Here is a 22,789-nt window from a genome sequence, read left to right as displayed (position 1 = left end):
AAAAAGATATGCTAACAAAATGAATAAATGTTAGCATATCTTTTGTGTTTTTTTGTCACGATTAATCAGAATTTATAGAAATGAGAACTGTTATGAGACGAATCATCTCATCAAGAACATCTGCAAGTGAAATCCCTTTTGTATAGCTATATTTTTTTGAATAATTTTGCCATTGTTTATTCTGAATAGGGTCAGATTTGAACCTCTCGAGTAGTTCAATAATCTTTACAAAATCGAGTTCTGTTTCGCGATATGAAAATGTTCTCTGACAGGCATTTCTCAACTGAATGAAGTCAATGTCTTCTTTCTTCAGTTTGGAAAGAATATAAACATCGTAAAAATCTTTGCTTCTACTGTTCAAGAAGTTACGTGAATAGATGGTTTGAAGTTTTTCAGCTAGAATTGTTTCAATTGTATAAGCAATGATTGGAAAATTGTCTTCATCAAAAATAGCTTTATAGTCGTATGTAATCGGCTGAGGAGTTACAACATCACCTGTCGCAATATCCAAATGGATAACTTGTTTAATATTCTCAAGTTGGCACGAAATTGTTGCTCGATAGCCACCATAGTCATCACTTTCTTTAATAGCTGTGATTGATTGAATCACAAAAGATATACCTTCTTCGGAATCTGCTAAAATTTCCTTGAGTTGCTGTTTAACAGTTTCTTCTGAGAGTGTTATTTGATGGAATAAAAAGTCAATATCAACAGTGCTACGAGATTCAACTCCGATGACATTCGAAAGTAGGAATCCTCCTTTGAAGATATAGTGATTTGAATAAGAACTTTGACTTAATTTTTTCAAAATGACTTCTAGGAAGTAATAGGTCATGACGGAATTAAAGGTTAAACCAGTATTCTTTGATATTTTATGACAGAGTGCTGTTAATTTAGCTTTGTTCATATTAGAACCTCCAGAGTTTGTTTAACTTTTTCTAAAGTATTCATTTTTGTCGCATATTCATAGAGTTTTGCTAGATTTTTTTTAGGATAGTTCCCATAAGATTGAAGTGTCTTGACAAAGAGTTCGGAATCAATCTTTTCTCGATGTATTACAAAATCACAAATAATACGTTCAAAATCATATACCCTTACGTTGTTTCCCAAAGGAGTAGGTACAGTAGTCATTCCCAGCTCGCTGTATTCTTTAGAGACAAAGTGAATATTTAGATTAGCTGGAGGAGTATTAAAGCGGTAGCCTCTAGGAACTGTCACATCAAAATATTGTGGAATTTCATCTGTAAACTGTTGTAGATACAGTGCCGAAATATAAGAGAAAATAGCCTTAGGAAAACGATATTGAAAGAAGTAGTATTCATCATAGTCTCCGTTTTGGGTTAGGAAAATACCTTTTTCAACTCGGAAGATAATGCCTTCTTTCTCTAGTCTTGTCAGATATATTGTTGGAATACCTAGTGCTTTACAATCTTTGTTTGTGACAATTCCATTGTTCTTTTCTATAAAATCGAGTAGAATCTCTTTTTTTGACATACGGCCTCCCACTTGTTGCTTTTACACTACAATTTTACAATATTTGTGGTATAAAAGCAACATTTTCTTTTCCCTCATTTTATTGTGATAACAAAATCAAGCCTTCTTTTTTATGATGAGGAAAGAGTGACAATTTGTTGCTACAGAAAAAAGAAAAGAAGGACACATTATGACCAAAACATGTAATCATCACTTTCTTGTCAATCAGGAAAAAGGCGAGAAACACGTCTTTCGTAAGAGTAAAAAATACCGTACTTTATGTTCGGTTGCCCTTGGAACTATGGTGACGGCTGTTGTTGCTTGGGGAGGAACGGTTGCATCTGCTGATGAAGTCACATCATCAGTTGACACCACCATCCAACGAACGGAGAATCCAGCCACAAATTTACCAGAAGCACAGCCAAACCCTTTATCTGAACAAACTGAAAGTTTAGCGTTAACTGGACAATCTAATGGAGCGATTGCTGTCACCGTACCACATGATACAGTAACACAAGCAGTTGAAGAAGCAAAGGCTGAAGGTGTTTCTACGGTTGAAGATAGCCCAATGGACTTGGGAAATACAACTTCTGCGGCAGAAACCAACCAACAAATTTCAAAAGCAGAAGAAGATGCCCAAAACCAAGTTGAGGCTATCAATGAAGTTACTGAAACCTACAAAGCTGATAAAGCAACATATGAATCGAATAAAGTCCGAATTGAGCAAGAAAATAGGAAACTGACACAGGCCTTCGAAGGGGCCAACCAAACTGGTAAAGAGACAAATGCTTGGGTTGATACTAAAGTCAATGACCTAAAAACTCGGTATGCAGATGCTGATGTGACAGTAAAAGAACAAGTAGTTTCATCAGGAAATGGGACATCTGTACTTGACTATACAAAATATGGCAAGGCTGTTGAAACCATTCAAACTACTAACGAACAAGCTGTAGCGGATTATCTAACAAAGAAAACCAAGGCAGATGATATTGTTGCGAAAAACCAAGCCATTCAAAAAGAAAATGAAGCTGGACTAGCTAAGGCAAAGGCAGATAACGAAGCCATTGAAAGGCGTAATCAGGCAGGTCAAGCAGCTGTAGATGCTGAAAATCGTGCAGGTCAAGCTGCGGTGGATCAGGCTAATCAGGAAAAACAACAATTCGTTTCAGATCGAGCAGCTGAGATTGAAGCCATTACAAAACGTAATCAAGAAAAAGAAACCGCAGCCAGAAAAGAGAATGAAGCGATTGATGCCTACAATGCCAAAGAAATGGAACGCTATCAACGTGACCTGGCCGAGATTTCGAAAGGTGAAGAAGGTTATATTTCTGAAGCCCTTGCTCAAGCCCTCAATCTCAATAACGGTGAGCCACAAGCACAACATGGGGCAATTACTCGAAATCCCAATCAGATCATTTCGACTGGCGATACCATGCTAGGTGGATACTCAAGAATTTTGGATTCAACAGGATTCTTTGTCTATGATAGCTTCAAAACAGGCGAGACTCTTAGTTTTAACTATCAAAATCTTCAAAATGCACGATTTGATGGGAAAAAGATTAGTCGTGTGACTTACGATATTACCAACCTTGTATCACCAGCTGGAACCGATGCCGTGAAATTGGTTGTACCAAATGATCCAACCGAGGGCTTCATTGCCTATCGAAATGACGGAAACGGTGACTGGCGAACAGACAAGATGGAGTTTCGTGTAGTTGCTAAGTATTTTTTGGAAAACGGCTCACAAGTTACCTTCTCCAAAGAAAAACCAGGTGTCTTCACACATTCTTCCCTCAATCATAATGACATTGGTCTAGAATATGTTAAAGATTCATCTGGGAAATTTGTTCCGATTAATGGTTCAACCGTTCAAGTGACTAATGAAGGTCTAGCACGTTCTTTGGGTTCCAACCGTGCAAGTGATTTGAATTTACCTGAGGAATGGGATACCACATCAAGTCGTTATGCTTATAAAGGAGCTATTGTCTCAACAGTTACATCAGGTAATACCTACACAGTAACCTTTGGCCAAGGCGATATGCCACAGAATGTTGGCTTGTCATACTGGTTCGCCTTAAATACCCTACCAGTTGCACGTACAGTAACACCGTATAGTCCCAAACCTAATGTAACGGTGGAACTTGAACCCATTCCAGAACCTATTACGGTAACACCAGATATCTTTACTCCTAAAACATTTACACCAGAAAAGCCTGTAACCTTCACGCCAAAGCCTTTGGAAGAAGTGGTGCAACCTAGTCTAACTTTGACCAAGGTAACCTTACCTGTCAAACCTATTCCAAAAGAACTTCCAACGCCACCACAAGTACCAATTGTCCATTATCATACGTACCGTTTGACGACAACTCCAGAGATTATGAAAGAAGTGGTCAATAGTGACCAAGCTAATCTTCATGAGAAAACTGTCGCAAAAGATTCAACGGTGATTTATCCCTTAACAGTTGATGCCTTATCGCCCAATCGTGCCCAAACGACTAGTCTCATTTTTGAGGACTACTTGCCTGCTGGTTACCTCTTTGATAAGGAAACAACACAAAAAGAGAATGGAAACTATGTCTTCAGCTTTGATGAGACTAAGAATTTTGTGACTTTGACCGCAAAGGAAAACTTGTTGCAGGAGGTAAATAAAGATTTAACCAAGGTTTATCAACTGACTGCTCCAAAACTCTATGGTTCTGTTCAAAATGATGGGGCAACCTATTCTAATAGCTACAAGTTGCTTGTGAACAAGGGAACAGCCAATTCCTATACAGTCACTTCAAATGTGGTGACGGTTCGTACACCAGGTGATGGGGAGACAACTACACTTATTACACCTGACAAGAACAATGAAAATGCGGATGGTGTTCTCATTAACGATACGGTCGTAGCTCTTGGTACAACCAACCACTACCGATTGACTTGGGATTTGGACCAGTATAAGGGAGATCGTTCTGCTAAAGAGACAATTGCACGAGGCTTCTTCTTTGTGGACGATTACCCAGAGGAAGTGCTCGATGTGGTGGAAAATGGCACGGCTGTTATTACCCTTGACGGTCTGAATGTATCAGGAATAACGGTTAAAAACTATGCTTCACTAAATGAAGCTCCTAAAGACCTTCAAGCTAAATTAGCTCGTGCTAAAATTACACCGACAGGTGCCTTTCTAGTCTTTATGCCGGATGACAACCAAGCCTTTTATGACCAGTATGTTCAAACAGGAACTTCTTTAGCTCTTTTGACCAAAATGACGGTGAAAGATAGTCTCTACGGTCAGACAAAGACCTATACAAACAAGGCTTATCAAGTTGATTTCGGCAATGGCTATGAAACCAAGGAAGTGACCAACACCCTTGTTTCTCCAGAACCCAAGAAACAGAACCTCAATAAAGACAAAGTAGACATCAATGGGAAGCCCATGCTAGTGGGAAGTCAAAATCACTATACTCTCTCATGGGACTTGGACCAATACCGAGGGATTAAAGCAGACAACTCTCAGATTGCACAAGGTTTTTACTTTGTGGATGATTATCCAGAAGAAGCTTTACTGCCGGATGAAGCAGCTATTCAGTTTGTCACATCTGATGGTAAAACAGTTTCAGGAATCATGGTGAAGGCTTATTCTCGATTATCAGAAGCTCCTAAATCTTTACAAGAAGCCCTTTCTAAACAAAAAATTCAGCCTAAAGGAGCTTTTCAAGTTTTCATGCCTGAGGACCCACAAGTCTTTTTTGAATCTTATGTGACCAAGGGGGAGAATATTACCATTGTCACTCCGATGACGGTTTTGGAAACCATGCTTAATTCAGGGAAGTCTTATGAAAACGTGGCCTATCAGGTGGATTTTGGCCAAGCTTATGAAACCAATACGGTGACTAATTTCGTCCCTAAAGTAACTCCACATAAGTCTAATACCAATCAAGAAGGCATTTTAATTGATGGAAAGACTGTCCTTCCGAATACAGTCAATTATTACAAAATTGTCTTGGATTACAGTCAATACAAGGACATGGTCGTGACGGATGATGTTCTTGCCAAGGGATTTTACATGGTAGACGATTACCCAGAAGAAGCCCTTACCCTAAATCCTGATGGCATTCAAGTTTTGGATAAGGCTGGCAATCGTGTATCTGGTATCTCTGTCAGCACCTACGCTAGTTTGTCAGAAGCTCCGGAAGTCGTCCAAGATGCCATGGCTAAACGTCAGTTTACGCCTAAAGGAGCCATTCAAGTCCTTAGTAGCGATGATCCAAAAGCCTTTTATGATACCTATGTGAAGACTGGTCAAACCTTAGTTGTCACGCTTCCGATGACGGTAAAAAATGAGTTGACCAAAACAGGTGGTCAGTATGAAAATACAGCCTATCAGATTGATTTTGGTTTGGCCTATGTCACGGAAACAGTGGTTAATAATGTTCCAAAATTAGACCCACAAAAAGATGTGGTGATCGACTTGTCTCATAAAGATGACAGCCTTGACGGGAAAGAAGTGGCCTTGCATCAAACCTTTAACTATCGCTTGGTTGGAGCATTGATTCCAAGTAATCGTGCGACTGATTTATTTGAATATGGTTTTGAAGATAACTATGATGAAAAGCATGATGAGTATAATGGTGTTTATCGCAGCTATCTGATGACGGATGTCATCCTCAAAGACGGTTCTGTCTTAAAAGAGGGGACAGAAGTCACGAAATATACCTTGCAACAGGTGGATACAGAAAATGGCCTAGTGTCAATTTCATTTGATAAATCCTTCTTAGAGACTATATCTGATGATTCAGCTTTTCAGGCAGATGTTTACCTGCAGATGAAACGGATTGCGACTGGTCAGGTGGAGAATACCTACCTTCATACAGTGAATGGCTATGTCATTAGCTCAAATACAGTTGTAACACATACACCTCAACCTGAAGAACCAAGTCCAAATCAACCCACACCACCTCAACCACCAATTGAGACTATTGAACCGCCTGTTCCAGCAAGCATTTTGCCAAATACAGGGGAACAGGAATCCCTTTTGGGCTTGATTGGAGCTGGTATTCTACTTGGTACGGCTTATGGACTGAAGAAAAAGGAGGAGAAGTAGATGAATCCAAAAACTATTTATGAAAAGGATTCAGACCAAGATGGCTTGACAGATGCTCAGGAACTGGCTTTGGGAACCAATCCGCAGTCTGTTGACACAGATGGTGATGGTCAAGCTGATTTAGAGGAGCTACAATCTGGACATTCACCACTAGTCCCACAAAAGGAGTTGTGTGATGGCTTGGAACTTTGACACCATGAAAGAGGCTTTGTCTGAAATGGAGAAGGTCGATTACCAAGAGTTTATCAAGGCCTTTCTCTCTTTGGAATTAAGTATTTCTGATAGAACAATCCTCAATCAGGTTTATCAAGATTATATGGATGAAGATGACCTATCCTTGATTAGTGATGAGCTACGAGTTAAAGTGGATAGTTATCAGGATGAAGTACAGGCAGATATGACTGACATTCTAGAAAAGTTGTACCGAACAGGGGAAGGCTCTAGTTTTATTATGGATCTGATGTCATCAAATAGTCTTTCAGACACCTTGGAACAGTATGAGGTTTTGGATAGTGACGATTATTCACCACTTAGCCTTGAAACCTTACAGGACATGATTCAACAGGACTTGGCTATTTCCAGCCAGGATTATTTTGGAGATTTGGTTCACCTTGCCTTGCAAAAAGATTTACTAGACCAGAAAAGTCATTTCTTACAACACTATGTGGCAACTGTAATTGAAGGTATTCCACAAGAAAGAGACCAACGAGCCTTGGTCCTAGATTAACGCAAAGGGCTGAGAAAAACTCTCAGCCCTTTTAAAATGGGAGGGAAAAATGAATCAAGAAGTCTTACTACAAATGATGAGAGCCACCATTCCTCGTGATAGAGCCCTGCTTGAGGCATTTTTATATTACCAAGCAGAGCATTTTGATGAGGAGTGGGATAGTCTTATTCGTCAGTTTATGACCAATAGGCAGGGAATCAAAAGATCTGTTCAGGTACTTCACTTTGAGACAGATGTTTCAGCTTTTGTCCAGGCTAGTCCTTATGATACTGCTCATGATCTATTGACCTATACACAAGTTTTCGGCCAAACTGGTCTCCAAAAACTCGACAAACTATCGCCGTCTGAAAAAGACTTGGTGATTGAAGTGGCCTTGTTCAATCTGGCCACTCGTTTTCAATTATTGGATTCCAATGGACACTACCAAACCATATCGCCGGATTCACTCTTACAAAAGAGTAGGGGAGCTAATTTGGTCAATGTTTATCGTGTGGCTAATAATTTAGCGGATCGAATCAGCCGAGATATTGAACAGTTTCTCTTGACTTACGAGCCTGAGCTTGAAACAAGAGCTGATAAAACTGTTCTAGAAAATGAAGAAACTGGTGATGAGCACAAAGTGAGTAGTAATCAAGCAATATCATTTAGAGAAGATGGCTCTTTGATTATTGCTAGTTTGGACGTAGATTTGTCTCATTTGGATATCCGAACTGGAAAAACCAGTCATCTGCCTGCCTATGAAGAGTTATCTTTACGACGTAAATTTGAGATTCTAACATATTTTGACCAAATTCGTAATGAACGTTCCAAAGTCCCAAGTTTTAAACGAGGTGATTTTGACACTGAAATGGAAATGACACCAATCTTTGAGGGCGAGGAGTTACTCACCTATCTAGAAGCTGATGGTAGTCCCTATGAGCTGAAACGAACGCTGACCACAGTCGAAGAAAAGGAATTAGAAAAAATTGGACAAGCTATTAGGGCAGAAAATCAAGAAAAATTGACTCAGGTAGGGATTGAGCTATCTCAGTTTGACCCAGACCAAATCGGTATTTTATTGGATGCGGCAGGTCGTTTTCGTTTAAAAAATGCAGACCTTGCTTTACTAGGTGGTTATCCCAAAGCCTCGGTAACTCAACTAGCCCTTGCGACAGAACTACTCCAAATGGGACTAAGTCATGAAAAGGTTGAATTTTTCTTTGGTAGCCAGCTTTCCATTGAAGAGCTGCGACAAGTTGCCTACGCCTTTTTACACCAAGAACTCAGCAGAGAAGATGCGGAGCAATTTGAAAAAGATAAAGGTAATCAGCCAGATTTAACTCTCAGAGATTGGAAAAGCAAGCTAGAGAAAGCTGAGGGAAAAGAAGTAGTTGATGAAGAATTCGCGGAAAATCCACTGGTTCAGAGAGTATTGGACACTTATCCTCTGGGGTCATTGGTTTCCTATAAGGGACAGGACTTTGAGGTCGTGTCGGTCAGCGATGCTCGATTGAACGGTTTGATTCGAATTGAGTTAGTCAATGATTTTTCGGATATCATTGAACAAAATCCAGTTCTTTATTTGAGGACCTGGGAAGAAGTCAGTCAGGCACTTCATCAGCCAAAGGCAGAACCACAAACAGAGTTAGAAGAAGCGGACCAAGAACTAAATCTTTTTTCATTTCTGAAAGAGGAGCCAGTTCAGAGTATTGGACTATTGGAACCAGATGGTTCTGAAAAAGGTCATAACGATATTGATCTTGAAGAAACAGATAGTCAAATTCCTGAAGAGGTAGTCGTCGAAACAATTCCAGAGATTCCAGTAACGGACTTTTATTTTCCAGAAGATTTGACGGACTTTTATCCTAGGACTGCTAGAGATAAGGTTGAGACAAACATTGCGGCTATTCGTTTGGTTAAAACACTTGAAACGGAACGCCGTCAGGCAAGTCCAAGTGAACAAGAACTCCTTGCCAAGTATGTGGGTTGGGGTGGACTTGCCAATGATTTCTTTGATGACTATAATCCAAAATTTTCTAAGGAACGAGAAGAACTGAAAAGCTTAGTCACAGATAAAGAGTATTCGGATATGAAACAGTCCTCCTTGACAGCCTATTATACAGACCCTACCCTGATCCGTCAGATGTGGGATAAGTTGGAAAGAGATGGTTTTACAGGCGGAAAAATCCTAGACCCTTCCATGGGAACAGGGAATTTCTTTGCGGCTATGCCCAAACACTTAAGAGAAAAGAGTGAGCTATATGGCGTAGAGCTAGATACCATTACAGGAACTATAGCCAAACACCTTCACCCCAATAGTCATTTTGAAATTAAGGGTTTTGAGACGGTGGCTTTTAACGACAATAGTTTTGATTTGGTGATTTCAAATGTGCCATTTGCCAATATTCGGATCGCGGATAACAAGTACGATAAGCCTTATATGATTCATGATTACTTTGTCAAAAAGTCGCTTGATTTGGTCCATGATGGTGGGCAAGTAGCGATTATCTCCTCAACAGGAACCATGGATAAGCGAACCGGAAACATTTTACAAGATATTCGTGAGACAACTGACTTTCTTGGTGGGGTTCGACTGCCTGACTCTGCCTTTAAAGCCATTGCGGGAACGAGTGTCACAACGGATATGTTATTCTTCCAGAAACACTTAGACAAGGGATATGTGGCAGACGACTTAGCCTTTTCAGGTTCCATTCGTTATGATAAGGATAGTCGCATTTGGCTCAATCCTTATTTTGATGGGGAATACAATAGCCAAGTGCTAGGAACCTACGAGATCAGAAATTTTAACGGCGGAACACTTTCTGTTAAGGGGACTAGTGATGACTTGATTGCCAGTGTCCAAACTGCTCTAAATCAAGTAAAAGCCCCAAGAAAGATTGATAGAAATGAGGTCATCATTAATCCAAATGTGTTGACCAAACAAGTCATTGATACTTCCATTCCAGTTGAAATGAGGGAGAATCTGGGTCAGTACAGTTTTGGTTACCAGGGTGCTACGGTCTACTATCGAGATAATAAAGGCATTCGAGTCGGAACCAAGACGGAAGAAATCAGTTACTATGTCGATGAAGAGGGCAACTTCAAAGCATGGGACACCAAACATTCTCAAAAACAGATTGATAGATTTAATAGCTTAGAAGTTACAGATAGCAGTGCTCTGGATGTCTATGTGACCGATGATGCAGCTAAACGCGGACAATTTAAGGGGTATTATAAAAAGACAGTTTTCTATGAAGCTCCTTTGTCTGATAAAGAAGTGGCACGAATCAAAGGAATGGTGGACATTCGAAATGCTTACCAAGAGGTCATTGCCATTCAACGCCATTATGACTATGATAAGAAGACCTTTAACCACTTGTTAGGCAAACTCAATCGTACCTATAATAGCTTTGTCAAACACTATGGGTATTTGAACAGTGCAGTGAACCGTAATCTTTTTGATAGTGATGATAAGTATTCGCTTCTTGCTAGTTTGGAAGATGAACGTCTGGATCCAAGTGGAAAGTCTGTTATCTATACTAAATCCCTTGCTTTTGAGAAGGCTTTAGTGCGTCCTGAAAAAGAGGTTAAAAAGGTACATACTGCCCTTGATGCCTTAAATTCGAGCTTGGCTGACGGACGTGGTGTTGATTTCGATTATAAAATTTTGTATAATAGGAATTGAAGTTAAATTAGATGCTAAAAATTTGTAATTAAGAAGGAGGGATTCGTCATGTTGGTATTCCAAATGCGTAATGTAGATAAAACATCTACTGTTTTGAAACAGACTAAAAACAGTGATTACGCAGATTGAAACAGACTAAAAACAGTGATTACGCAGATAAATAAATACGTTAGATTGATTCCTACCAGTGACTAATCTTATGACTTTTTAAACAGATAACTAAAATTACAAACAAATCGTTTAACTTCTGTATTTGTTTATAGATGTAATCACTTCAGGAGTGATTACATGAAAAAAAATATAAAATATTCTCAAAACTTTTTAACGAGTGAAAAAGTACTCAACCAAATAATAAAACAATTGAATTTAAAAGAAACCGATACCGTTTACGAAATTGGAACAGGTAAAGGGCATTTAACGACGAAACTGGCTAAAATAAGTAAACAGGTAACGTCTATTGAATTAGACAGTCATCTATTCAACTTATCGTCAGAAAAATTAAAACTGAATACTCGTGTCACTTTAATTCACCAAGATATTCTACAGTTTCAATTCCCTAACAAACAGAGGTATAAAATTGTTGGGAATATTCCTTACCATTTAAGCACACAAATTATTAAAAAAGTGGTTTTTGAAAGCCATGCGTCTGACATCTATCTGATTGTTGAAGAAGGATTCTACAAGCGTACCTTGGATATTCACCGAACACTAGGGTTGCTCTTGCACACTCAAGTCTCGATTCAGCAATTGCTTAAGCTGCCAGCGGAATGCTTTCATCCTAAACCAAAAGTAAACAGCGTCTTAATAAAACTTACCCGCCATACCACAGATGTTCCAGATAAATATTGGAAGCTATATACGTACTTTGTTTCAAAATGGGTCAATCGAGAATATCGTCAACTGTTTACTAAAAATCAGTTTCATCAAGCAATGAAACACGCCAAAGTAAACAATTTAAGTACCGTTACTTATGAGCAAGTATTGTCTATTTTTAATAGTTATCTATTATTTAACGGGAGGAAATAATTCTATGAGTCGCTTTTGTAAATTTGGAAAGTTACACGTTACTAAAGGGAATGTAGATAAATTATTAGGTATACTACTGACAGCTTCCAAGGAGCTAAAGAGGTCCCTAGCGCCTACGGGGAATTTGTATCGATAAGGGGTACAAATTCCCACTAAGCGCTCGGGACCCCTTGTAGGAAAATGTCCTAAGTGTGGCAACAATATTGTATTAAAAAAATCGTTTTATGGTTGTTCAAATTATCCTGAATGTAAGTTTACTTTAGCTGAACATTTTAGAAAGAAAAAACTAACCAAAACGAATGTAAAAGAATTACTGGAGGGAAAAGAAACCCTGGTAAAAGGAATCAAAAACAAAGAGAAAAAGCCCTACAATGCCGTTGTAAAAATTGGGGAAAAGGGATATATTGATTTTATCTCTTTTTCAAAATAAACATAAAAGCCCTTTAAAGAGGGCTTTTGAGGTAACAGACAATGGCAAAGACAATTTTTGAGGAAATGGGCGGCAAATACGAAAGGCAAGGCGATTATTTGATACCGTGCTTTACTGTACCCGCCGAAGAAGAACAGCCGATAGGCATCTGGGGACAGCGGCATTTGGATTATCTGAAGCATCACTGCAAAGTTACATACACCAATCTTCTTACAAGCGGCAGACTTAACGCTTACCTTGCCGACATTGACAGACAGGCACAGGAACGCTTTGAAAGGCTCATAGAGGGTATGAAACAGGCACAGGGCATAACGGAACAGCTAAAGGCAGAAAACGCCTTAGAATGGACAGGATGCCTCAATAACATAAGGGCTTGTGCGAGGGAGATTGTGGAAAAGGAAATTATTTTTGCATAAACAGATGATTAGTGGCAGGGGGAAATCCTGCCGCTTTTTCTGCTTTAGTTTGTCAGCTTGACAAATAAAGGGTTAAGGAATATAATTAGATTCAGTATTATACAAGGAGTTAATAAATATGCGGCAAGGTATTCTTAAATAAACTGTCAATTTGATAGTGGGAACAAAAAGTAGCAGTCCCGTTTCACTTTTAATATGGGGCTTAGTTTTTTGTACCCAGTTTAATAATACTTTTATCATGTAATTTTATATGCCCGAAAACATATAAGTGTTTTGGGGCTATTGGAGTTATTTACCCAGTGATAGGAGTATTTATCACTGGGTATTTTTATGCCCTTTTTTGGGTGTTGATAGGAGGAAAATCACATGAAAATAATTAACTTAGGCATTCTGGCTCACGTTGACGCAGGAAAGACAACATTAACGGAGAGTTTATTGTATACCAGTGGTGCAATTGCAGAACCAGGGAGCGTAGATGAAGGCACAACAAGGACAGATACAATGAATTTGGAGCGTCAAAGGGGAATCACTATCCAGACAGCAGTGACATCTTTTCAGTGGGAGGATGTAAAAGTCAACATTATAGATACGCCAGGCCATATGGATTTTTTGGCGGAAGTATACCGTTCTTTATCCGTATTAGACGGAGCAGTATTATTAGTTTCTGCAAAGGATGGCATACAGGCACAGACCCGTATACTGTTTCATGCACTACAGACAATGAAGATTCCGACAATTTTTTTCATCAATAAAATTGACCAAGAGGGGATTGATTTGCCAATGGTATATCAAGAAATGAAAGCAAAGCTTTCTTCGGAAATTATAGTGAAGCAAAAGGTTGGGCAGCATCCCCATATAAATGTAACGGACAATGACGATATGGAACAGTGGGATACGGTAATTATGGGAAACGATGAACTATTAGAGAAATATATGTCAGGGAAACCGTTTAAAATGTCAGAACTGGAACAGGAAGAAAACAGGAGATTCCAAAACGGAACGTTATTTCCCGTTTATCACGGAAGCGCTAAAAACAATCTGGGGATTCGGCAGCTTATAGAAGTGATTGCCAGTAAATTTTATTCATCAACGCCTGAAGGTCAATCTGAACTATGCGGGCAGGTTTTTAAGATTGAATATTCAGAAAAAAGGAGGCGTTTGGCTTATGTGCGTCTGTACAGCGGCGCATTGCATTCGAGGGACGTTGTCAGAATATCAGAAAAAGAGAAAATAAAAATTACAGAGATGAGTATTCCTACAAACGGTGAATTGTGTTTAGCAGATACGGCTTACTCTGGTGATATTGTAATTTTACCAAATGATGTTTTGCAGCTAAACAGTATTTTGGGGAACGAAATACTGTTGCCGCAGAGAAAATTTATTGAAAATCCGCTCCCTATGCTCCAAACAACAATTGAAGTAAAGAAATCCGAACAGCGGGAAGTGTTGCTTGAGGCACTTACAGAAATCTCAGATGGCGATCCTCTTTTAAAGTATTACGTGGATACTACAACGCATGAAATTATACTTTCCTTTTTGGGGAAGGTACAGATGGAAGTTATTTGTGCCATTCTTGAGGAAAAGTATCATGTAGAGGCAGAAATAAAAGAACCTACTGTTATATACATGGAAAGACCGCTTAGAAAAGCAGAATATACCATCCACATAGAAGTCCCGCCAAATCCTTTCTGGGCTTCTGTCGGGTTGTCCATAGAGCCGCTCCCTATTGGAAGCGGAGTGCAGTATGAAAGCAGAGTTTCACTTGGATATTTAAATCAATCGTTCCAAAATGCGGTTATGGAGGGGGTTCTTTATGGCTGCGAGCAGGGGCTGTATGGATGGAAAGTGACAGACTGTAAAATCTGTTTTGAATATGGATTGTATTATAGTCCTGTAAGTACCCCCGCAGACTTTCGGCTGCTTTCCCCTATCGTATTGGAGCAGGCTTTAAAAAAAGCAGGGACAGAACTATTAGAGCCATATCTCCACTTTGAAATTTATGCACCGCAGGAATATCTCTCACGGGCGTATCATGATGCTCCAAGGTATTGTGCAGATATTGTAAGTACTCAGATAAAGAATGACGAGGTCATTCTGAAAGGAGAAATCCCTGCTAGATGTATTCAAGAATACAGGAACGATTTAACTTATTTCACAAATGGGCAGGGAGTCTGCTTGACAGAGTTAAAAGGATACCAGCCAGCTATTGGTAAATTTATTTGCCAACCCCGCCGCCCGAATAGCCGTATAGATAAGGTTCGGCATATGTTCCACAAGTTAGCTTAACAGCTTGCAAAAGTCATATAAAATGAGATTTGAAAGGATTAGAGACTAATTATGATGAAATGCGAATGGATATTGTGTCCTGTTTGTGGGAGCAAAACCCGTAATAAAATTAGGAAGGACACTGTTTTGGAGAATTATCCCCTTTATTGTCCAAAATGCAGACAAGAAAGCTTGATTAAAGTTGACAACTTGAAGATAACTGTCATCAAAGAGCCAGACGCTTAAGACGCAGAGCCGATGAAATTGTGGAACAATTCACGAATCATCGGCTCTTTTTGTTTCGTATTTGAAAGAACAAACTCACCAAATAAAAAAAACGATATTCGGGTGGGTTATTTTGTTATACCCTAAATTACCCTCTGAATTTGTTTTTAAATTTGGAGGGATTTTTTTATGTTCTTTTTTCGGGCGGTTATTCATCTGCTCATACGAAGTAAAATTTATCAATACATAGCATATCAGAGAATGGCAGGAAACCAGTTAAAAAAATTTCTGCCAGTGCAGCGGTACTTCTCACCTTGAAAGTGGAAGTACAATCTCCATACAACAGAATTTGTATTTCCCATAACCGTGAAGGTCACAGAGCCTTTGCGGTTTTTCTTTTGTCGTTTTTTGTTGGAAAGTGCCGCAGGGCTGTTTCTGGTGTGCGTTGCCGCTCCCCGCCTCTCCATCTGGATTTTTACATTTCAAAAATTCAGATGGGAGGTATTAGCGGTGAAATACGCACCAAGAAAAGTATATATCAAAGAAAGCGGCGGCTATGTGGAACTGTCCTATACGGATTTCTGCCGCCGCAGGCAAGCCGACAAGGGATATATGGACAAGCTGTTTATCCCCGTCCAAGGTTGTCTGCTTGAAGTCGTAAGGGAGCAATATGCGGACTTCTACCGTGACAGGGAGCGGTGGCGTTACCTGCAAAAATTAGATGCGAGGAACAGCCTGCTATCTCTGGACGGATTTACGGACAGCGAGGGGAATCCTCTGGACTTTATCGCTGATGAAGCGGCGGACATTGCGGAAACCGTTGTCAATGCTGTTATGGTGGACAGGCTGAAAGCCGCCCTGCCTTTGTTGTCGGATAGTGAGCAGGAGTTGATACAGGCAATCTTTTTTGACGGACTTTCCGAGCGTGAAGTCGGGGCGAGGTTAGGCATAACCCAGAGCGTTGTGAACAAACGCAAAGCCAGAATCCTAAGAAAACTAAGAAAGATAATAGAAAATTAAAATTTAAGGCGTTCAGCCCCCTTGTTTTTTCCTTTGGGAAAATGAGGGGGCTTTTCTCTGCCCTCTCAATCAATTCTGATTGGAGGAAGAAAGAATGGCATACAACCACGGACGGGAGGACAGGAAATGGCGTATCTGGAAAGAAGCGGAGGAAAAGCTGCTGCGTGAGTGCGGCGTTGATGAAGTGACCATTGAGCAGATACGCATAGCGGACAGGGCAGACTTCAATTCCAACAGGCGGTTTTACCGATGGACGAATGACGTTGCGGAATACCTTGAGGACATGGCAGACAGGGAGCGGCAAGCGGAGGTGAATACAGTTGCGGAGTTACTGGACGAGATTGAGAGCGAAAATCTCTATCAAGTATTAGTCACGGTGGACGGGCGTACCTTGAAAATCGTCCTGCTGAAAATGCAGGGGTATTCCACAAAGGAGATTGCCCCACTTGTGCATTTGACGACTGGTGCCATCTATGCGAGGTTAGACCATCTGCGGAAGAAGCTTCGGAAAATTTTGTAAGCGTCTAATACATCCCATTATTCTGCGGGCTACTGGGTGGGGAGTGGAATCTCCCCGCTTATTTTTGGCAGGAGGAAAACGGGATGGCATATAAAGCTAAGGCGTATACGCTTCGGGAGGAATCCACGGAAAGCGGTATAAGGTATTTTATCAGTTTTAAGGACGGGCAGGGGGAACACCACGAACTGGAAGTATCCGAGCAGTTATTCTTTGAATTTCGGCAGATGGAACGCAGGAACAGGAATCTTCTCCAATGGGACGAGCGGCACAGGGAGTTTTCGGAAGTATGGGACGAAACGCTGAACAGGCGGGCGTTAAAGCTGCCTAAGAGCATTGAGGAACAAATGATTGAAGCAGAACGGGCGGAACTGCTCTGTAAGGCGGTTGACAGACTGCCAGAGATACAAAGGCGACGTTTCCTGCTCTACTACGAGTATGAGTTCAATTTTTACCAAATCGCCGCTATGGAGCATTGCACCGCTTCTGCAATACAGAAATCCGTTGCTGTTGCAAAGAAGAAAGTAAAAGCGGAAATGAGGAAATATCTCCAACCATGACCGACACCGCCCGAAAAAGAAATGGCATTTAGCAAAAACGTATGTTGACGATGGCTATGATGTTTTAGCTCCCTTGGTTGAAAAAGAAGTAGAAATTGAGGAGATAGATGCAGCTTTGGCCAAGTTTAGTGAAGATACAACACCCCAAAAGAAGCAACAAATAGCACTTGAGATATAAGAAAAAAGGCTGACAAATAATTTTGAACGCGGTAAAATGAAGTCAAGAAATCACAAAAGGAGAATAGATCATGACCCAAACACTAGAAGAAATGCGTTATCAACTAGAAGAATGGTTGTCACAAGGCTTTACGAGTTCAGAAGATAGGGCAAACTACCAAACTTTAAAGGAACAGTATGAAGATGAGACCTTTGATTACAGTTTTTCAAGGCGTGAAATTACTGGACAGCTGGAACTCATCATCACAAGTCGTGAGAATGATTTTCCTAGCTTAGATGAGGTGACAAAGACGGAATACCTTGATTTGGTTGCCCAACTAGATGATTTAGACAAGAGACAGGCTGACTACTATCGCAAGCAATTAGCCTAGAAAGAGGTGTAAGATGTTGGAGCAAATTCTACAAAGCCTTTTGATTATCGCAGCAATAGGACTGATGTTGCTCGTCCTTTATCGGATTGTGAAAGTTTCAGTTGCTTTGTTTCTTATCGGACTCATCAGTGGATTAGTCTTTATAGAAATCTATGGAATCTACCTCTTCTTTACTGAGAGATACCTCTATACAGAAGATTTAGCCACCAATGGTATTTGGAGTTTTACAGGATTTTTTATTGCTTTGAATCTATTTCTCGTTTTAAGCTTTATTATAAAGTGGTGGAGAAATAGAATAGTTTAACACGGAGGATTACCGATTGGTAGTCCTTTTTCTTGTGATAAATTTTCCAAGATAATCTTGTTATGATGTGGCTATCACTAATAAAGGAGTAAGCCATGTTAAATAAAGTGAAAGCTCGATTTCTGATTGGAGTAGGAGGTTTAATCGCAGTCAGTTTTATGGTCATGATTGGCTATACGATTGGCTCACAATCCGTTTCAAAACAAACTGAGCACCAAATACGAGCAGAAGCCAATAAACTTGTGACAAAGGAAAAGCAGGAGGAAAGAGCGACAGTCCTATCAGATGAGCTTGTCAAAGAATTTCTTACTCAATATTTCACCAAGGTCCAGCTTGGTGAAAATAACGCTCGTATCAAGCCCTACATGACGGATTCGGCATTTTCAGAAGAGGAAGCAAATCAGAATAAAGCAATTAATCAAGTTTATAAAGATTATATGCTTGACTACCGATTTGAATCAGCCAGTATCTATGTCAATACAGAAAGCAATGTTGCACTTGCGGAAGTTACCTACCAAGTGACCTATGTTTCTGATTTGAGTGAGCAACAACAGCGAACCACTCAGACAGAAATCAAGACGGTTATGTTATCCTACTCCAAAGTTTCCGACAAGCTCCTGGTTAATCAGTTGACCATTTGGAATGGGAAACTGGAGGACATGAAAGAAGCCACAAATGGTGCTAATTCCAGCATACCAACGATCCAAGGAACTACAACAAGTGAGAACAACTAGCAGGAGACAGTCTTCTGCTTTTTTTGATAGGGAGACAAGATGACACGAATTAAAATAGTAAAACAAAAGGCCATTTTAGATGTGGCTGAAAGTTTAGGTTATTCCTTCAGACGTTTATCAGGACACATTTATGAACACCCAGACCATGATTCCTTTCGGATTTTTGCCGATACCAATACTTTCAAATGGTTTTCAAGAGATATACAAGGGGATGTGATTGACTTTGTTCAATTAGTGGCAGGTGTTACTTTCAAAGAGGCTGTATCCTATCTTGAAACTGGAGATTTTGAACAGGCTACGGTAATAGAAGAAACTTATCAACCGTTTCAATATTATTTGCATGAAGAACCCTTTCAGCAAGCACGTATTTACTTAAAAGACATCCGTGGCCTAAGTGATCAGACTATCAATACCTTTGGTAGACAAGGATTGCTTGCTCAAGCTACTTATCAAGCGGAGTCAGTTTTAGTGTTTAAAAGCTATGACCATAATGGTGTCTTACAGGCCGCAAGCCTTCAAGGTCTCGTCAAAAATGAAGAAAAACACGATCGAGGTTATCTCAAAAAAATCATGAAAGGCTCAAAAGGCCATGTTGGTATTAGTTTCGATATTGGGAATCCCAAGAGACTCATTTTTTGTGAATCAGTTATAGATATGATGAGTTATTATCAACTTCACCAAAAGCAGCTATCAGATGTTCGCCTGGTGTCAATGGAAGGCTTAAAACTTTCAGTGATTGCTTATCAGACTTTACGTCTAGCAGCCGAGGAACAAGGGAAATTGGCATTTCTAGATACAGTAAAACCAAGCAGACTTAGCCATTATCTTCAGGCAATACAAGAGACGACAACCTTTTTTCAAACTCATTCAAACGTGCTAACATTGGCTGTTGATAACGATGAGGCAGGAAGAGAATTTTGTCAGAAACTGTCAGATAAAGGACTTCCAATCACCAAAGATTTACCACCATTGCAGGGACTTGAAACAAAGTCAGATTGGAATGATATTGTGAAGCAGCAGAGTGAACTATCTTTAAGTGATTTTATCCAAACAGCCCAAGCAAAAGTCAATAAGAATCATCCTCCACCAAAACGAGAGCGTGCTATGGAATTGTGATAACAAAATCAAGTCCGCTATCATAATCTAGAAAGGGACAAGGAGGACACCCTATGAGTGTGATTGAACGTCTGGCTGAAAAAGTAGCTAGGCAAGAAGAAAAGGTCTCACGTGAGACAGAGAAATTGGAACACTATCGTGACCAACTACAAACAGCTATGTACAGTACCTTTATCAAACGGCAACAATCTAGTCAGTTGTCATTTCATGAAGCACTAGAGCAAGCCTTTGGTAAAGAAACCACACTACACTCAAATTACAGAAATGAGGATACAGAATGAGTAAAACATGGAATTTTGATCAGCCACTAGACGATGTGAAACCAACATCGTCCCATGAAGAACGAGCTAAAATCGCAGCACTCTTCCATAAACAGGATGAAAAACCAATTGAAGAAGTAGACTATGTGGCTGCTTTTGAACAACAACAAAAGGAGTCAAAATATAAAGATGACCAAACGCTCGCATCAACCGTTAAACAAAGTCAGCCGAAGAAGGTAAATATCACAAGTGACTATAAACAACACTTGGCTGATACCATTGCACAAAATAACAAGGATATTTCAGCCTGTCAAAAGCAAATTGAAGAACTTCATCAATTGATTGATGAAAAGAAAATCCAAAATAAAAAGTTGCAGGCTATTTCAGTAGCCATTGATGATTTATAAGTCAGGTAGTCCTATGCGGGCTACCTTTTTACAATTGAAGGAGAAGATAATGAAATTTTTTCAAAAGAAAAAACAGAACCAGGATCAATTTAAACGACTGATTCATCGACTATCTGAGATGTCAGATACTGAATTAACCAAAGTAGAACAACTCCTAGACGTGGTTTTTGATTCTAGTTTCAAGTCTAGTGAGAGAGTGGAAATATCTAGGGACATTATAACCGATGAGGAACAAAGTCTTGATAAGTCAATCCAAGAAGCGAAAAATAAACTGAATACTGAGCAGTTGGAAAAAAACATTGAGAGATTTAGACAAGGTAGGCGAGAGAGCAATAATAACAAATAACAGACCAATTATTTTGGCCTGTTTTTTGAAATATGTGTCATCGTTGAATCAAACGAAGTAAAAATATTTCTTGCTTAGTAGGAGGTGTTGTGGTATAATTTAGTTAGATTAGAAGTCATCGAAGGTACAGCAATGTATAACTAGGTGGCCTTTTTTCATATTGCGGAGAGATATTTTATGCCTAATAATGTATTTGAATTAATAAATTTTAAGGACTATTTTCCGTTAGATTTAGATATTACTGATAAAACTAGGTTGGTTTATAGACCAGTATTAGCACCAACTCAATTAAAATGTTCTCTTGAGCCGGCTTTAACTGAAGAACAGTTATATGTCCATATGAAAGAAAACTCTAACTGGTCTTTCAAATACAATGGGAATGATGATTTTTATAAACAGGATTGTATTGACTTTTTAAGAGATATAGACTTCCAATCATTCTCTCAATATGGGAAGTTGGTGGACAGAAAATACATAGAAGCAAAAAGAGTTTACTTATTTGATAGCTACTTTAGAAATTTTCTTCAAGAGATATTGGAGCGTATCGAAGTTTTTTTGAAGAAGAGTACAGCTGATGCTCTGACGATTGGATACAATAAACCTTCTTATATTTTTGAAGATGATGCTCTCTATTATTCAGAACAATCTAAATACCGAAAAGAAAATCCTAAGAGGCTGGATATTGTTTTGAAAACAAAATATCATTTGTCACGATTGATTTTGGAAAAACAAGATGATGCCACAATCAAGAATCAGATTAACCAATATGGGGTCGTGTTACCTTGGACCGTTTTTCGTTTAATGACATTTGGAAATATAGCGTCCTTCCTCGTTGCCCTACAACCAGAATATCGAAATAAGGTTGCTGCCTATATTAGTCTTCCCTTGGACAAGGATGATAACATTCCAGCTAAAATCTTATTGTCTTGGTGTAACGCTCTTCGTTATCTTAGGAATATTTGCTCACACAATGGCAGATTATATGGTCGCTTACACCATACACTGCCAGCTTTTCATCATTCTGACAGAGAGTTGCTAGTGACAGACTCAGAGAATGATAGCAAGACACTATTTATCTATTTTATAGCAATGAGACATCTTATCTTGTCAATGTCCATAGAAACTAAGAATTTTTGGAATAAAAAATTACAAAAGCTTCTGGAAGAAAGTAATCAAGAACAAGTGGATTTGAGACACTATGGTTTTCCAAAAAATTGGATGGATTTATTGGCAATAAAGATATGATAAGTGCTTAGATGGACACGGACTAAAAAATAGATTAGAACGGAGGTAAAGTATTGAATCTTATTTCAATCAAAGAATTTGTCGAATTGACTATCAATAATAATCCAGACATCAATCCCAAAGAGCTTGAAGAAACCTTGCGTGCAGTACTTGAAGAAAAAGAAGGAAGGGCAAGGTGTATGAATTGTGGATCTCCTATTTGGGTAGCAGGGAGTGCACTGGTAGGGAGCTACATGTGCTTCACGTGTCTAACAGGTGAAGCCGATGGTAGTGATGATTTTGAAGTTTTAGGTTAAGCTATTTCATTTCAGAAATTTTTCGAGAGCCAAATGGCTCTTTTTCTTTTCCTGTGATAATTTTTTCAGCTCTCTCTTGTTACACTCTATCTAGTTTTAGAAAATCAACCCTTGACTTTTTCTT

General features: G+C 39.4%; 21 protein-coding genes and 4 pseudogenes. 23 read left to right on the top strand and 2 right to left on the bottom strand.

Annotated elements, in window-relative coordinates; translation table 11 throughout:
- Positions 1-61: 61 nt before the first annotated feature.
- Complete coding sequence (locus PW252_RS07005; RefSeq protein ID WP_001030299.1) at positions 62-907, bottom strand: nucleotidyl transferase AbiEii/AbiGii toxin family protein; 846 nt, start codon at positions 905-907, stop codon at positions 62-64.
- Positions 904-1,494: a type IV toxin-antitoxin system AbiEi family antitoxin domain-containing protein gene (locus tag PW252_RS07000; protein WP_000037237.1), complete on the bottom strand. Its 591-nt coding sequence runs from the start codon at positions 1,492-1,494 to the stop codon at positions 904-906. Before PW252_RS07000 ends, PW252_RS07005 begins: the two co-directional genes overlap by 4 nt.
- 169 nt (positions 1,495-1,663) lie before the next feature.
- Between PW252_RS07000 and PW252_RS06995 the strand changes: the two genes are divergently transcribed.
- From PW252_RS06995 to PW252_RS06890, 23 genes and pseudogenes are all read left to right on the top strand, one after another.
- A complete protein-coding gene (locus PW252_RS06995; protein WP_248050946.1) occupies positions 1,664-6,559 on the top strand; it encodes an SspB-related isopeptide-forming adhesin in 4,896 nt (1,631 codons plus the stop codon).
- A complete protein-coding gene (locus tag PW252_RS06990) occupies positions 6,560-6,751 on the top strand; it encodes a calcium-binding protein (RefSeq protein ID WP_001068448.1) in 192 nt (63 codons plus the stop codon). It begins immediately after the preceding gene.
- Positions 6,735-7,286: a hypothetical protein gene (locus PW252_RS06985; protein WP_017648290.1), complete on the top strand. Its 552-nt coding sequence runs from the start codon at positions 6,735-6,737 to the stop codon at positions 7,284-7,286. The genes PW252_RS06990 and PW252_RS06985 overlap by 17 nt, the downstream gene beginning before the upstream one ends.
- Before the next feature lie 49 nt (positions 7,287-7,335).
- Positions 7,336-10,926 (top strand): annotated as a pseudogene (locus PW252_RS06980) (N-6 DNA methylase); the annotation flags it as partial.
- Between the two features lie 72 nt (positions 10,927-10,998).
- Complete coding sequence (locus PW252_RS06975) at positions 10,999-11,079, top strand: 23S rRNA methyltransferase attenuation leader peptide (protein ID WP_125332768.1); 81 nt, start codon at positions 10,999-11,001, stop codon at positions 11,077-11,079.
- 159 nt (positions 11,080-11,238) lie between these two features.
- Entirely contained in the window at positions 11,239-11,976 is a 738-nt protein-coding gene (erm(B), locus tag PW252_RS06970; RefSeq protein ID WP_167787034.1) for a 23S rRNA (adenine(2058)-N(6))-methyltransferase Erm(B), read from the top strand.
- Positions 11,977-12,145: 169 nt separating this feature from the next.
- Positions 12,146-12,406: pseudogene (locus tag PW252_RS06965) on the top strand (topoisomerase C-terminal repeat-containing protein); the annotation flags it as partial.
- A gap of 41 nt (positions 12,407-12,447) precedes the next feature.
- On the top strand, positions 12,448-12,822 hold the full coding sequence (locus tag PW252_RS06960; RefSeq protein WP_248050943.1) for a TnpV protein: 375 nt from the start codon (positions 12,448-12,450) through the stop codon (positions 12,820-12,822).
- 366 nt (positions 12,823-13,188) lie between these two features.
- Positions 13,189-15,108, top strand: coding sequence for a TetM/TetW/TetO/TetS family tetracycline resistance ribosomal protection protein (gene tet(O) / locus PW252_RS06955; RefSeq protein WP_248050939.1), 1,920 nt, complete (start codon positions 13,189-13,191; stop codon positions 15,106-15,108).
- Positions 15,109-15,159: 51 nt separating this feature from the next.
- A pseudogene (locus PW252_RS06950) lies at positions 15,160-15,349 on the top strand (cysteine-rich KTR domain-containing protein).
- A gap of 473 nt (positions 15,350-15,822) precedes the next feature.
- Entirely contained in the window at positions 15,823-16,332 is a 510-nt protein-coding gene (locus tag PW252_RS06945) for a sigma-70 family RNA polymerase sigma factor (protein ID WP_000872511.1), read from the top strand.
- 94 nt (positions 16,333-16,426) lie between these two features.
- On the top strand, positions 16,427-16,852 hold the full coding sequence (locus PW252_RS06940) for an RNA polymerase sigma factor (RefSeq protein WP_000323896.1): 426 nt from the start codon (positions 16,427-16,429) through the stop codon (positions 16,850-16,852).
- An 83-nt stretch (positions 16,853-16,935) separates the two neighbouring features.
- Entirely contained in the window at positions 16,936-17,409 is a 474-nt protein-coding gene (locus PW252_RS06935) for a sigma factor-like helix-turn-helix DNA-binding protein (protein ID WP_000323521.1), read from the top strand.
- Positions 17,410-17,464: 55 nt separating this feature from the next.
- Positions 17,465-17,587, top strand: a pseudogene (locus PW252_RS11335) (helicase SNF2); the annotation flags it as partial.
- A 70-nt stretch (positions 17,588-17,657) separates the two neighbouring features.
- Complete coding sequence (locus PW252_RS06930; RefSeq protein ID WP_000194866.1) at positions 17,658-17,957, top strand: DUF5962 family protein; 300 nt, start codon at positions 17,658-17,660, stop codon at positions 17,955-17,957.
- Positions 17,958-17,970: 13 nt separating this feature from the next.
- Positions 17,971-18,261 carry a DUF5966 family protein gene (locus PW252_RS06925; protein ID WP_024413658.1) on the top strand — a complete coding sequence of 97 codons (291 nt, stop codon included), beginning with the start codon at positions 17,971-17,973 and terminating at the stop codon, positions 18,259-18,261.
- 95 nt (positions 18,262-18,356) lie between these two features.
- Positions 18,357-18,995, top strand: coding sequence for a hypothetical protein (locus PW252_RS06920; protein WP_024413657.1), 639 nt, complete (start codon positions 18,357-18,359; stop codon positions 18,993-18,995).
- 39 nt (positions 18,996-19,034) lie between these two features.
- Positions 19,035-20,111 carry a toprim domain-containing protein gene (locus PW252_RS06915; protein ID WP_024413656.1) on the top strand — a complete coding sequence of 359 codons (1,077 nt, stop codon included), beginning with the start codon at positions 19,035-19,037 and terminating at the stop codon, positions 20,109-20,111.
- 53 nt (positions 20,112-20,164) lie between these two features.
- A complete protein-coding gene (locus PW252_RS06910) occupies positions 20,165-20,392 on the top strand; it encodes a DUF5965 family protein (protein ID WP_012775533.1) in 228 nt (75 codons plus the stop codon).
- A complete protein-coding gene (locus PW252_RS06905) occupies positions 20,389-20,778 on the top strand; it encodes a DUF5945 family protein (RefSeq protein ID WP_024408868.1) in 390 nt (129 codons plus the stop codon). Before PW252_RS06910 ends, PW252_RS06905 begins: the two co-directional genes overlap by 4 nt.
- Positions 20,779-20,827: 49 nt before the next feature.
- Positions 20,828-21,124: a hypothetical protein gene (locus tag PW252_RS06900; protein WP_161942787.1), complete on the top strand. Its 297-nt coding sequence runs from the start codon at positions 20,828-20,830 to the stop codon at positions 21,122-21,124.
- 177 nt (positions 21,125-21,301) lie between these two features.
- Positions 21,302-22,369, top strand: coding sequence for an Abi family protein (locus PW252_RS06895; protein ID WP_002936409.1), 1,068 nt, complete (start codon positions 21,302-21,304; stop codon positions 22,367-22,369).
- Between the two features lie 53 nt (positions 22,370-22,422).
- Positions 22,423-22,665: an ADP-ribosylation factor GTPase-activating family protein gene (locus tag PW252_RS06890; RefSeq protein ID WP_002943336.1), complete on the top strand. Its 243-nt coding sequence runs from the start codon at positions 22,423-22,425 to the stop codon at positions 22,663-22,665.
- The last annotated feature ends 124 nt before the right edge of the window (positions 22,666-22,789 follow it).

This window comes from Streptococcus sp. 29887 (assembly GCF_032595075.1).
Taxonomy (GTDB): Bacteria; Bacillota; Bacilli; order Lactobacillales; family Streptococcaceae; genus Streptococcus; species Streptococcus iners.
Note: the sequence above shows the minus strand (reverse complement) of the source record. Positions and strands in the feature narration are given on the sequence as shown.